Source organism: Moraxella sp. HMSC061H09 (assembly GCF_001809255.1).
Taxonomy (GTDB): domain Bacteria; phylum Pseudomonadota; class Gammaproteobacteria; order Pseudomonadales; family Moraxellaceae; genus Moraxella; species Moraxella catarrhalis.
In genome coordinates, this window is the sequence record NZ_KV796856.1 from 297209 (window position 1) to 310604 (window position 13396).

General features: G+C 42.6%; 9 protein-coding genes and 1 pseudogene. 4 read left to right on the forward strand and 6 right to left on the reverse strand.

Features of this window, described 5'->3' with window-relative positions:
- Positions 1-84: 84 nt before the first annotated feature.
- Positions 85-1380 (forward strand): magnesium and cobalt transport protein CorA, encoded by a 1296-nt coding sequence (locus HMPREF2573_RS07850; RefSeq protein WP_003659657.1) that lies wholly within the window; start codon positions 85-87, stop codon positions 1378-1380.
- 176 nt (positions 1381-1556) lie between these two features.
- Positions 1557-3410, forward strand: a complete 1854-nt coding sequence (locus HMPREF2573_RS07855) for a monovalent cation:proton antiporter-2 (CPA2) family protein (RefSeq protein ID WP_070473103.1) — start codon at positions 1557-1559, stop codon at positions 3408-3410.
- Between the two features lie 58 nt (positions 3411-3468).
- Here the strand turns inward: HMPREF2573_RS07855 and HMPREF2573_RS07860 are convergent, their stop codons facing one another.
- Positions 3469-4779: a Na+/H+ antiporter family protein gene (locus HMPREF2573_RS07860; protein WP_194161987.1), complete on the reverse strand. Its 1311-nt coding sequence runs from the start codon at positions 4777-4779 to the stop codon at positions 3469-3471.
- Positions 4780-5036: 257 nt separating this feature from the next.
- Between HMPREF2573_RS07860 and lon the strand changes: the two genes are divergently transcribed.
- On the forward strand, positions 5037-7499 hold the full coding sequence (lon, locus tag HMPREF2573_RS07865; protein ID WP_003663964.1) for an endopeptidase La: 2463 nt from the start codon (positions 5037-5039) through the stop codon (positions 7497-7499).
- A 61-nt stretch (positions 7500-7560) separates the two neighbouring features.
- Positions 7561-8198 (forward strand): annotated as a pseudogene (locus HMPREF2573_RS07870) (inner membrane-spanning protein YciB).
- Between the two features lie 106 nt (positions 8199-8304).
- Here the strand turns inward: HMPREF2573_RS07870 and HMPREF2573_RS07875 are convergent.
- The 5 genes from HMPREF2573_RS07875 to nadA form a co-directional block, all read right to left on the reverse strand.
- A complete protein-coding gene (locus HMPREF2573_RS07875; protein WP_003656766.1) occupies positions 8305-8706 on the reverse strand; it encodes an ExbD/TolR family protein in 402 nt (133 codons plus the stop codon).
- An 11-nt stretch (positions 8707-8717) separates the two neighbouring features.
- Positions 8718-9266, reverse strand: coding sequence for a MotA/TolQ/ExbB proton channel family protein (locus tag HMPREF2573_RS07880; RefSeq protein ID WP_003656764.1), 549 nt, complete (start codon positions 9264-9266; stop codon positions 8718-8720).
- 105 nt (positions 9267-9371) lie between these two features.
- Positions 9372-10322 carry an energy transducer TonB gene (locus tag HMPREF2573_RS07885; protein WP_070473106.1) on the reverse strand — a complete coding sequence of 317 codons (951 nt, stop codon included), beginning with the start codon at positions 10320-10322 and terminating at the stop codon, positions 9372-9374.
- A 332-nt stretch (positions 10323-10654) separates the two neighbouring features.
- Positions 10655-12214: an L-aspartate oxidase gene (gene nadB, locus HMPREF2573_RS07890; RefSeq protein ID WP_070473109.1), complete on the reverse strand. Its 1560-nt coding sequence runs from the start codon at positions 12212-12214 to the stop codon at positions 10655-10657.
- Positions 12215-13327 (reverse strand): quinolinate synthase NadA, encoded by a 1113-nt coding sequence (gene nadA, locus HMPREF2573_RS07895; RefSeq protein WP_003656759.1) that lies wholly within the window; start codon positions 13325-13327, stop codon positions 12215-12217.
- Between the last annotated feature and the right edge of the window lie 69 nt (positions 13328-13396).

Sequence of the window (13396 nt, forward strand, 5' to 3'; positions counted from 1 at the left end):
TAACCCACTGAATATAAATTTGCTCTATAGTTTAGGGTTTTAATACACTGATCATCACAAAATTTGCGATTTTTTGGGGATTTTATGACACAGCATAATACACAAACCGATCACACCCCAAATCCAAACGACCTGACCCACCCTGCCAAATCCGCCACCATATCTGATCTTAATCCTATCATTCATCAAGATGAGCTGTTTGATGAATCAGACATGATCAAAGTCACCAACGACCCTGAGCATACCCCTGAAAGTGCTGAAACTTTCCACGACACTCAAGACAGCTATATCTATGGCGATGCCGATGCCACAGACGAAGATACCATTGAGACAATGACAGTCTACGATCCTGATGCCGACCGCTTAGAAGATATTGAGCAATCTGGGGATAATGAAACTGTCATCTGTTATGCTTACTCTCGTAAAACAGGCGCACCCATTGAGCCTTTAGCAATCGAGGATGTCAGTCGTACGCTTACTAATAATAATCAATTTATCTGGCTTGGACTATACGATCCCAGTCTTGAAACCGTTCAAGAGGTTCAAGATGCATTTGACTTACATGAGCTTGCCTTAGAAGATGCCTTTGCTGATCACCAACGCCCAAAGGTTGAAAGCTACGGTAATGATACCATCTTTGTGGTTGTGCGTACTGCTAAGCTTGAGGATAACCAAATTCGCTATGGCACAACCGCCATTTTTATGGGTAAAAATTTCATCATCAGCGTCCGCCGTGGTGCATCCAATTCCTACACCCCTGTTCGTGAACATTGCCACCGCCGACCTGAAAAATTGCGTTTGGGTCCAATTTTTGTACTACATGCAATTTTAGACTTTATTGTTGATAACTATTTACCAATCACTGACCGATTGGGCAATTATTTGCGTGAGCAAGAACGCAATATCTTTTCACATGAGTTTAGCAAATCCACCCTAAAAAGTTTATATGAACTAAAATCTCAACTGGTGCATATGCGAGCGGTGATTTTGCCTGTTCAAGATGTGTGTAACTTTTTTATTAATCATAAAAAAAATGAATTGGTCTCTGCTTTTCCTGTTGCCGCCAAACCTTATTTTCGTGATGTCAATGACCATCTTTTACGCTCAATTGATGCCGTCAATGGCCTAAATGAAATGCTCTCTGTGGCAATGGATACCTATATGGCGATGGTGACAATGGGGCAAAATGATGTTGTCCGAAAATTGGCGGCTTGGGCTGGTATCGCTGCCGTACCGACGGCGGTTGCTGGTATTTATGGCATGAACTTTGATTATATGCCTGAGCTGCATATTCGATATGCTTATTTTGTTGTTGTTGGTGCGGTCATGTTGGTTTGTTTGTTTTTATACACCAAATTTAGAAAAGCAGGTTGGTTATAATTGATCAATTCAACCGATTGCTCATCACACGGCGATAATTTTATTATCTGATTTTGTCATATAAGTTTATCATTTTTGATTTGATTAGCACAATACTTAAGCTTGCATTAACTTACATTAAAATGGCGGCTTAATGATTTGTGCTTTTTTATTCATCACTAAAATAAGGAATAACGATGGCTGAAGCTGGTATGGCAAGCGAGCTGATTCAAGTTGTAACACTACTTGGAGCTGCCGTAATCGCAGTACCCCTTTTTCGTAAAATTGGTTTAGGGTCTGTCCTTGGTTATTTGGCTGGTGGTCTGATAATTGGGCCGTTTGGCTTAGGGATATTTACCGACCCACAGACCATCATCCACACCGCTGAACTTGGTGTGGTGATGTTTTTATTCATTATCGGTCTTGAAATGCACCCATCGCATTTGTGGAGTCTTAGACGACAAATCTTTGGGCTTGGGTCTTTACAGGTATTTGGGGCAACCGCCTTAATGATGTTGGTGCTCAAGATATTTGGGGTATCATGGCAAGTGGCATTTGTGGGGGCGTCAGGGTTTGTGCTGACCTCAACGGCAATTGTCATGCAAACTTTGGGCGAAAATAATGGATTGTCTACCGCCAAAGGTCAAAGCATGGTATCCATCTTATTATTTGAAGACTTGCTGATTGTTCCGCTGTTAGCCATTGTGGCTTTTTTATCGCCTGTGGTGCATACCAGTGAAACACCAGCTTGGCAAGCGATTGCTGTGGCATTAGGTTCATTACTGGCATTGTTGATCGTTGGGCGTGTACTGATTAATCCATTATTTACGATACTTGCCAAAACTGGTGTACGAGAGATTATGACAGCTGCAGCGTTATTGGTCGTGCTAGGATCGGCACTACTGATGGAGCTTGGCGGTCTGTCGATGGCGATGGGTGCATTCGTTGCAGGTGTGCTGTTATCTGAATCCAGCTTTCGACATCAACTTGAAGCAGACATTGAGCCTTTTCGTGGTCTTTTACTGGGCTTGTTCTTCTTAGGCGTCGGTATGGCACTTGATTTATCCATCGTGACCAAAAACTGGCAACTTATCAGTCTTGGCGTCATCGCACTCATGCTCACCAAAGGTCTTTGGATTTATTTTGTGGCCCGCATCACCAAAGCTGGGCATGCCATCGCTATTGAGCGTGCAGTCATGATGGCACAAGGTGGTGAGTTTGCCTTTGTGCTATTTTCAGCAGCGGCGACGCATTCGGTCATATCCGCCGATACACATGCTAATTTAACAGCAATCGTTGTGATGTCCATGGTACTTACGCCGCTATTTTTAGTGATTCATCAAAAATACACCGCCAAAAACACATCGCCAGCGTCTGTAAGAGACAGTGATGCCATTGATGAAGAAAATCCTATCATTATCTTAGGACATGGCAGATACGGGCAAGTTGTCAATGGCGTGCTGACCGCATGTGGTTATCAGACCACATTGATTGATAGTGATGCTGACCATGTAGATGGTTTGTCAAACTTGGGGATTCAGACTTATTATGGCAATGCCACACGATTTGATTTGCTTGATATGGCAGGCATCGCCAAAGCCAAACTGGTTTTAATCGCTATCGATCATCCCAAAGAGGCACTGTCCATCGTACGCCATCTACGCCACACCTACAACGATTTGCCAATCGTGGCTCGTGCTTATGATCGCATTCATGCCTACCAATTGCACAAAGCAGGTGCCAGTGCGGTAATTCGTGAGACTTTTGATTCAGCGGTACGCAGTGCCCGTACAGGGCTTGAGCTTTTGGGGATGGATAGCGAGATTGCTGAACGCATCGCACATCTGTATCATCACCGAGATCGAGATGGTGTGGCAGCTGCTGCCGAAACATACGACCCAAACATCAGCCGCTATAAAAATACGCATATGATTAGCATGCTCAATCATCATCGTGCACATACCAAGATGATGATTGAAAAAATCTTGCGTGGCGAAGAAGTCAAATGGCAACCAAAGCGTGGTACTTATTTAGGCCAAGAAAATCAATAGCCAAAAAAAAATGCCTTGAAGCGATTTCAAGGCATTAAATATCAAGTACTCAAAAAGACTAAAGCACCATCGCGGCAATCCAACCAAAAACAATCAAAGGAATATTATAGTGGATAAAAGTTGGAATCACAGAATCATGAATATGGTCATGCTGGCCGTCTGCATTCAGCCCCATGGTGGGACCTAATGTAGAATCTGATGCAGGTGAGCCAGCATCACCCAGTACGCCTGCTGTTGCAATCAAAGCCACTGTTGCAGGTACACTAAAGCCCATCGCCATACACAATGGTACATAAATGGTCGCAATAATAGGGACAGTCGAAAATGATGAACCAATGCCAAGTGTCACCACCAAACCAACCAAAAGCATCGATACTGCCGCAAGCATTTTGTTATCACCAAAAAGACCCACCGCCCCATTAACCAACGCATTAATCTGCCCTGTGGCTTTCATCACCTCTGCAAAACCTTGAGCACAAATCATGATAAAGCCAATCATCGCCATCATTTTAATGCCATCATTAAAAACCTCATTGGCATCACGCCATTTAACAATACCTGTTGCCATAAATATCGCAAAACCCACGAGTGAGCCAATCAATAAAGAATCTGTCATTAGCTGTGCGACAAATGCCGCAACAATTGCCGCCATTGCCACGACGATATTAAGCGTACCGACTTGAATAGACGCCTGACCGACCGCCACGGCTTTTTCTTGATAATGACGCGGTTTACGATACGTGACAAAAATGGCAATCAAAAGTCCAATCAGCATACCCAAAGCAGGGATCATCATAGTTTGCATCATTGAGATGTTGTTGGTTATCATGCCTGCTTCATTGATATTTTTAAGGATAATTTGATTCAAAAAAATATCGCCAAATCCATAAGGAATAAACATGTATGTATTGACCAAACCAAAAGTTAAAATACATGTGATCGCACGGCGATCCAGATGCAAGCGATTCATCACCGATAACAGTGGCGGCACGATTAGGGGAATAAAGGCAATATGAATCGGCACAATGTTTTGAGACATGATTGCCATAATAATTAAGATAAAAAATAACAAAAACTTAAGCCCACCTGTGCCATCAGCGTACTGCAACCGAGCAATCAGCTTATCTGCCAATATCTGTGGCAATCCTGAATGGGCAATTGCCATCGCAAAAGCACCAAGCATGGCATAAGATAAAGCAATTTGTGCACCATTTTTAATACCATCTTGAAAAGAAGTCAGCGTATCAGCGACCGACATACCCGCCATCAAACCGCCAACAAGTGCCCCAACCACCAAGCTTAGTACCACATGTACCCGTACAAGCGATAAGCCAACCATCACAATGACGGCAAGCAAAACAGCATTCATCATCACCCCTAAATCATACCTATCAAAATTAAATTCTGTATTATACCCAAAAAAATTCATAAAATTTTTTAAAAATATTATGATAAATCAATAAGTTATACATTTAATTGTGATAGACAATTTTTACAAAGCCAATCATTTGGTCATGATGATTAAAAAAGCGAATGATTTGCCAAGTTTTTAATGTCAGGTCTTGCAATTTACGCTACAAGCCACCATAAATCCAGCATCATTTTAAAAATATAAGGAATACTAAAATGACAACCCCAAATACAACTTATGACAATGCCAATAATCATCATAATTTACAACAACTGCCCTTAATTGCTGTTCGTGATGTCATCATTTTTCCACAGACACAAGTCGCCTTATTTATCGGTCGTGAGCAGTCCATCAAAGCCATTGAACTTGCCCAAAAATCACATGAGGGTAAACTGATTGCGGTTGCCCAAAAAGATTCACTGTCTGAACAGATTGATATTGAAGATTTACATCGCTACGGAACACTTTGCCGAATTGTCAGTACCATGCCACATGACTCCGATGATAAATGCTTAAAGGTGTTGATTGAGGGTCTTGAGCGTGTTGAAATCGGTCGCATCCAAAATGCCAATGATGATACTGATGATAGCTTTATCGCTGAGTTCACGGCTGCCAATGTTGACCTCAATCTTAGCCAAGAAGAAGCTGATGCTCAAAAGTCGGTGCTACTTGAGCTATTTAGTGACTATGCTGAAAGTACGCTGAGAAATTCGCGTGAGCTGATCCGTGTTGCCAGCGGTTTTGATAATTTGCTTGAGCTGATTTACTTTGTCGTGACACGCACACAGCTACCTCTTGATAAAAAGCAAGCTTTGCTTGAATCGGGTGATGCTGCTGAATACTTTAAGGTGCTAAGCGAATATTTCACTAACACTAAAACCGAGCATAGCATCGAAAGTCAGCTACAAGACACTGTTCGAAAGCAAATGGAAAACAACCAACGCGAGTATTTCTTAAATGAAAAAATGAAAGCCATCAAATCAGAACTATCCGATTTAAATGATGGTGCCGATGATGACGATGTTGAGCTTGAAAATCGCTTAAAAGAAGCTGATTTGCCCGATGATGTCCGAAAAAAGGCCGAAAGTGAATTTAAAAAGCTCAAACAAATGCCAGCATCATCATCAGAGGCATCGGTGGTACGAGGTTATGTTGAGTGGATTTTAGACACGCCATGGAACAAAGCCAGTAAAGTTAGCATTAATCTTGATAAAGCCAAACAAACACTGGATAAAGATCATTATGGGCTAGATGATGTCAAAGACCGCATTTTGGAATATTTGGCAGTACAATCTCGAGTGAAGCAGCTTAAAGGGCCTATTTTATGTTTAGTTGGCCCTCCTGGGGTAGGTAAAACTTCCTTGGGCGAGAGCATTGCTCGTGCCACAGGTCGTAAGTTTGTGCGTATGGCATTAGGCGGCGTGCGTGATGAAGCTGAAATTCGTGGGCATCGCCGTACTTATATCGGTGCGATGCCCGGCAAAATTGTACAATCACTTGCCAAAGTTGAGGTTAAAAATCCGCTATTTTTACTCGATGAAATTGATAAGATGGCACAAGATTTTCGAGGAGACCCTGCTTCTGCCTTACTTGAGGTCTTAGATCCTTCCCAAAATAAATCCTTTAATGATCATTATTTGGATTTAGATTTGGACTTATCGCAAGTGATGTTTATTTGTACTGCCAACAGCATGAACATTCCGCCTGCATTGCTTGACCGTATGGAGGTCATTCGCTTACCTGGCTACACTGAAGATGAAAAAATGGCCATTGCCAATAATTATCTAACCCCAAAAGCTTTAGAACAAAACGGCCTAAAACCCAATGAGCTTGATATTACTGATGATGCATTAACCAGTATTATCCGCCATTATACCAAAGAAGCAGGCGTTCGTAATCTTGAGCGTGAGATTAATAAGATTAGCCGAAAAGCGGTACGCTCCCAAATCGAAAAATATGGCGTCAAACCCAAAAAAGGTGTTAATATCGATAGCTTAACCATCACCGATGATAATATTTCAGATTATTTGGGCGTCAAGCCATATGATTATGGTTTGGCTGAAAAAGACCCTGAGATTGGACGCATTACAGGTTTGGCGTGGACTTCGGTTGGTGGTGAGCTTTTGACCATCGAATCTGCAACCATGCAGGGTAAAGGCGAGCTTGTCTTTACAGGGTCGCTCGGTGATGTCATGAAAGAGTCCATTCGTGCCGCCATGAGTGTTGTGCGTGCCAATGGTGAGCGATTTGGGATTACTTATGAAAAATTTAAAAATACCGATTTGCATATCCACATGCCTGAAGGTGCAACCCCAAAAGATGGCCCATCAGCAGGTATTGCCCTAACTACTGCCATCGTCTCTGCCATGACAGGCATCGCCATTCGTGCTGATATTGCCATGACAGGTGAGGTTACTTTGCGTGGTAAAGTATTACGCATCGGTGGATTAAAAGAAAAGCTCTTGGCGGCACATCGTGGCGGCATCAAGCATGTCTTGATACCCAAATCCAATGAGCGTGATTTGATCGAGATTCCTGACAATGTCAAAGAAGGTCTTGTCATTCAATCTGTTGAAACCATTGATGAGGTGCTGGCGGTAGCTTTGGTTGAGCCAATTCGCCCACTTCCTCCACAAGCGGTCACTCACAAGACCAGTAGCGATACTGTACGCAGCTAAACAACAGCACACCTTGGCAGATAGTGCCAGGTGTGCTTTTTTTAATTAAAAGATATGCATCATGAAAGCCTTATTTGACTATATTCCACTCATCATATTTTTTGTTCTTTATAAAACGACCGAACCAACAGACAGCACGCATCCGATTTTACAACTCATTGGGTCGGCAGGTACGGATAATAACCACATTTTGGTAGCAACATTTGGGCTGATTGCCGCAACTGTAATTATATATGGGTATTTATTCATCAGCCAAAAATTTCACCTAGAAAAGCAGCAGTGGTTTGTGTTACTGATGACGGTGGTTTTGGTGGAATCACCTTAGCACTTAGCGACGCATTTTATATCATGCTAAAAGCAGTGTTAATTAACGGTGCATTTGCACTAGGGCTACTCATCTCCCCATTATTTAGCAAAGATAAAAGCCCCATCATCAAACGCTTGTTTGAACCTGTATTTCACCTAACGCATCAAGGTTGGCAGTATCTTAATTTGGCTTGGGTGGGTATGTTTACTGTGATGGCAGGTTTACATACATTTTTTGCATTCATTTTTGCAGAGGGGAAATACTGGGGCGAATTTACCGCTTTTGGTGATATGATTGTCATGTTTATATTTTTGGGTGTGATGTTTTTTTGCCTAAGAAAAAATATCAGAAAGGACATTACTGAGAATTCTAAAAAATCACTTAATAAATAGTTACTTAATAAATAATCACTTAATAAGCTCACTTAATAAATAATAAGCTAATAAAAAGCACTGTTAAAACAGTGCTTTTTATTTATCTTTGATTTGATTAAACCATCTATTCGCTGACAAAAGCGATTTTGCCCAATCCTGCTTTTGATGCCTCAGCCAAAACCTGTGCGACGGTATCGTATTTACCCTCTTTATCAGCACGCAAATTAATTTGGGGGTTTTTGCCTGCATTAACCTGCTCGGTGAAGCGTTGGCTCAGCTCATCTAAGGTCAGTGCTTCACGGTCCCAATAAATGCCCCCTGCCTCATCAATGCTAATTTGTAAGACCTCAGGCGGTGCATCATTCACCGATGCCGAAGTTTTTGGTAAATCAAGCGGCACACTTGGGTTTAGCACGGTCGCTGTTACCAAAAAAATAATCATCAAAACCAACATGATGTCAATCAGCGGAATAAGGTTCATCTCATTCATGCCGTTATTGTCATGATCACCCAACTCAAAAGCCATCAGACCCTCCTTTATTGTACAATCTTAGATAGAATTTGATGGGCTGTATCAGTTGCCAGATGAATCGCTTGCTTGTTGATGCGTGTGGCAATGTTATAAAAAATAACCGCAGGTATTGCAACTGCTAGACCCAAACCTGTCATAATCAATGCCTCACCCACAGGCCCTGCCACTTGTGCCAAGCCCGCTTGACCTGTTGCACCGATGCTGTGAAGGGCATGAAAAATCCCCCAAACCGTACCAAACAACCCAATAAAAGGTGCGATGGAAGCTGTTGTGCCAAGAACGGGCAGACCTTTTTCAAGTTCATAACGATGACGAGCGATTTGTTGGAGCAGTTTTTGCTCTGTTGCCATCTTGCGTTGGTCAAATGGCAAATCACCCAAGTTTTGGATATTAATTTGGGCAGTTAGCTCATCAACAATATTTGCTGTGCGACGCCGAGAGTTAATCACACGCATGATGCCCACAACCCAAGATATCATTGATAAAGCCAACAAGACAAAAAACAGTGTCTTACTCACCGCATCAGTATGCGACCAATAAAATCCAAAATCCATAAATTCACCTCAAATTTTCAAAACTCAATCAGATGACCAAATATTTGGGCAACTCAACTAAGTTATCATAAGAATTATTGCTAAAAATCAGTTAAAACCACAAAATTAGTTGGTACAAGACTCATCTTTTTGTAATTTTAGCGTAATCGGATAAATTGCAGTGCCAACACGCGTGATGTTACCTTCTCTAAATGGATGCAGGCGACCACGACCTATTTGACGGATAATCTGTCGGTCTAATTTGGCATCGCCTGTTGAGCCATTTAAATTGACATTGGAGATTTTACCCTCAGCATCAACACGGAAACTCACTTGAAGCGTGGTGTCAATATCACTTCTTGCTGAACAAAAATTATTCACTCTGGGCTTGGTTTTCCAGCTGGCATTACTGATATTAATACCACCTTCCACGGTCTGATTCTGGCCAGGCTGACCGCCCCCATGATTGCCTGCTTTTTTGGCAGCATTAGCCGCCGCTTGGGCAGCCGCTCGCCTTGCAGCAGCCACTTGGGCTTCTTTCTGTGCTTGTTCTCTGGCTCTGCGTTCGTTGTCAAGTCGCTCCTGCTCACGCCTTGCGTTTTCTAAGCGTTCTTGTTCAAGTCGTTCTTGTTCCCTGCGTTCATTTTCAAGGCGTTCTTGTTCAAGTCGCTCTTGTTCTTGAATTTTGGCCAATTGTTGTTGCTGAGCAACCCAAGCCTCTTGAAGTCTTTGTTGTTCTAAGATGGCTTCTACATCAATCTCGGGCTCAGGCTCAGGCTCAGGCTCAGGCTCAGGAATTGGTTCGGGCGGCTCAATAACCTCAGGCGTAGCGACCTCTGGCTCTACAACAGGCTCTGGTGTAACAACAGGTTCGCCTGGTGGTTCGGGCGATTCAAGGTCATTAAGTGCGATGGGTTCAGGCACTGGTTCTTTGATAAATTCAATCTCTAAAGGCGGTGTGACAGGTGGCGGTGTGATTGGTTTTATAGTCATATTCGCCAATCCAAAACCTACCAATCCATGCAAGACAGCTGCGATAGAGATAGCCAACACTTTGATTTTTTTGGAATTATCCACTTAAAACACCCATAAACAACCAAATATGGTATATCTATTGACAAAAATTAAAAATAAAAATAGTAACGATAACGATTATCAGTTGTCATATTATGAACGATTTAGTTATAAATTGCAATCTTTTAGTAAAATTTATTTCACCAAAATCGGCGACCATCTGATGATACAAAAAGTTATATTATAACATTAATAATCTATCCGCCAACCCTTGTCAAACAAGTTTATGCAATTTTATGGTACGCTATTTTATCTTAGCAATTTTAATCACTTTGCTAGATTGCTAGAGTTGAAAACCTATTTGTTGGGTTGTTATCATCAAATACCAAAAGAACTCATACAACTTTTGGCAGTCGATTTGGTGCTATCAGATTTGGCTCATTTTCTACCCAATAATGACAGCCAATGCTATGCGGGCGATCTAAGCTTGCTTTTGCGACCAAATAAGCGCACATGGTGAGATTAAGCTTTTGAATTTGGCTTTGGGTAGTGAGATTCTGGGTGGACAAATCAGCCAAACCCCCTGCCAAAAGCTCGACAGTTTTTGCCACATCCTCTTGCCTGCGTATTACCCCAAGATGTTGCTGCATTAGCTGCTTAATCTGAGCGACATCCAATGGTATACTTGATGCCAGATTAATATCCTTTTGATGCGTTTGAACCGACCAATTAGGCAGTACTTCACGATTTGACCATTTCGCCAAAGGTTCTTGCAAAGATTTGGCAGCATTTTGACCCATCACCAAACACTCCAGCAATGAATTACTCGCCAACCGATTAGCACCATGCAGCCCTGTATATGCCATCTCACCCAAACAATACAAACCCACCACATCACTTCGCCCGCTGACATCTGTCAAAACACCCCCACAAAAATAATGCTGTACTGGCGTTACAGGAATTGGCTGCTTGGTTATATCCACGCCTTTGGCTAAGCAAGATTGATAAATTTTTGGAAAATGCTGCTTGATAAATTCATCTGATTGATGGCTGATATCCAAAAATACGCCCTGAGCGGTACGCTGGGCCTCCTTGATAATGCTTCTTGCGACAACATCTCTGGGTGCAAGCTCTAGACGCTCATCATAATTTGACATAAAGCGTTCGCCTTGAGCATTAATGAGCCGCCCACCCTCGCCTCTAACCGCTTCTGAGATCAGTGCTGTTTGAGCCATACCATCATCAAAACCTGTTGGGTGAAATTGAACAAATTCAGCATTCACAATGCGGCAACCTGCTCGATATGCCATAGCAATACCATCACCAGTACACACCTCTGGCGCTGTGGTATATTGATAAATCTGCCCTAAGCCGCCAGTGGCAAGTACTACTTTATCGGCATCATATTTTTTGGATTGTTGATTGATGAGACATACCACACCTTTACAATGCACTTTTTTTGTCTTTACATCAAGCTCAGTCAAAATGTCTGTCACAAAACACCGCTCAAGCACATGGATATTTGGGCGAGTCTGCATGTTTGCCCAAAGGCACGCCATGACTGATTGGCCTGTATGATCAGCGACATGGCAAATGCGGCGTCTATTGTGTCCACCTTCTTTGGTTAGGTGTAAACCCTCTTTGGTTGTACTAAAAGGCACTGCCAAAGAACTAAGCCAAGCAATCGCATCTGCACCTTGATGAATGATTTGCTCGGTTGTGTTGGGATCGCACAGCCCTGCACCTGCAATGAGCGTATCTGTCACATGCTCCTGAACGCTGTCGGTTGGTGCCATCACCGCAGCGATACCACCTTGGGCAAAGCGGCTTGATGTATCCGCAATTTCACCTTTGCACATTAATAAAACTTGGCAATCTTTTGGCAAAGATAACGCTGTGGTAATGGCAGCCAATCCGCTACCAACAATGATCACATCATAAGAAGCTGGTTTCATTTATGCAACTCCCAAACCATGAACCGCTGGTTTCTTGGGCAATGTTTTTGAAAATTCAATCATTTTATCCAACGCATGGCGTGCATCATTCATCAAAGACTCAGTCAGCTGAATTTCACCTGTGCCATATTTAAGTGCTTGATAAACCCCTTGGACACCATTCATAGCCATCCAAGGGCAAAATGCACAGCTTTTACAAGTTGCACTATTGCCCGCTGTCGGTGCTGCAATGAAAGTTTTTTGTGGTGCATGCTTTTTCATTTCATGCAAAATCCCCAAATCGGTTGCAACGATGAAAGTTTTTTCGGGGCGATGAATGGCAGCTTGTAATAGCTTACTGGTAGAACCGACCACATCTCCTTGAGCGACCACACTGGCAGGGGACTCTGGATGTACTAAAGTGATCGCTTCAGGATGTTCACTCTTAAGCTGCTCAAGCTCTATTGATTTAAATTCATTATGCACAATGCAAGATCCTTGCCATAAAATCATATCCGCCCCTGTTTTTTGGCGAATGTACTCGCCCAAATGACGATCAGGACCCCAAATGATCTTTTCCCCTTTGGCATGTAAATGACTGACAATTTCAAGTGCGACCGACGAAGTTACCACCCAATCAGCACGCGCTTTGACAGCGGCACTGGTATTGGCATAGACAACCACTGTTCTATCAGGGTGTGCATCACAAAATGCACTAAATTCCTCAATTGGACAACCCAAATCCAACGAACATTCAGCCTGTAAATCAGGCATTAAGACAGTTTTGTGCGGACTTAATATTTTGGCACTCTCACCCATAAAACGAACCCCTGCGACCAATAAGGTCTTGGCATCATGCGCCGCCCCAAACTTAGCCATCTCAAGCGAATCCCCAACACAGCCACCTGTCGCCAATGCCAAATCTTGAATGTCAGGATCAACATAATAATGTGCAATAATCACCGCATCTTTTTGGATAAGCAGATCCTTAATATTGCGTTGGTATTGGGTCAGTGCGTCTTTTGGTAGCTCAGGCGGAATCTTTGCCCATGCTTGCTTGATGCGACACGATGTCGTTGGCATATTTGATAAGGGTGCTTCATAATCAAACGCTTGTTGGGTATTTTTGTGCATCACATGCTCCTTTTTTTATCAGCTTAAATGATTACTCAGATGATTTATGCTCATTTTGAGTATTAATTT

What these genes read in the sequence shown, in the direction of transcription:
- HMPREF2573_RS07850 (WP_003659657.1), top strand. Translation starts at nt 85, where the DNA reads ATGACACAGCATAATACACAAACCGATCACACCCCAAATCCAAACGAC.
- lon (WP_003663964.1), top strand. Translation starts at nt 5,037, where the DNA reads ATGACAACCCCAAATACAACTTATGACAATGCCAATAATCATCATAAT.
- nadA (WP_003656759.1), bottom strand. Translation starts at nt 13,327, where the DNA reads ATGCACAAAAATACCCAACAAGCGTTTGATTATGAAGCACCCTTATCA.
- HMPREF2573_RS07880 (WP_003656764.1), bottom strand. Translation starts at nt 9,266, where the DNA reads ATGGATTTTGGATTTTATTGGTCGCATACTGATGCGGTGAGTAAGACA.
- nadB (WP_070473109.1), bottom strand. Translation starts at nt 12,214, where the DNA reads ATGAAACCAGCTTCTTATGATGTGATCATTGTTGGTAGCGGATTGGCT.
- HMPREF2573_RS07875 (WP_003656766.1), bottom strand. Translation starts at nt 8,706, where the DNA reads ATGGCTTTTGAGTTGGGTGATCATGACAATAACGGCATGAATGAGATG.
- HMPREF2573_RS07860 (WP_194161987.1), bottom strand. Translation starts at nt 4,779, where the DNA reads ATGAATGCTGTTTTGCTTGCCGTCATTGTGATGGTTGGCTTATCGCTT.
- HMPREF2573_RS07855 (WP_070473103.1), top strand. Translation starts at nt 1,557, where the DNA reads ATGGCTGAAGCTGGTATGGCAAGCGAGCTGATTCAAGTTGTAACACTA.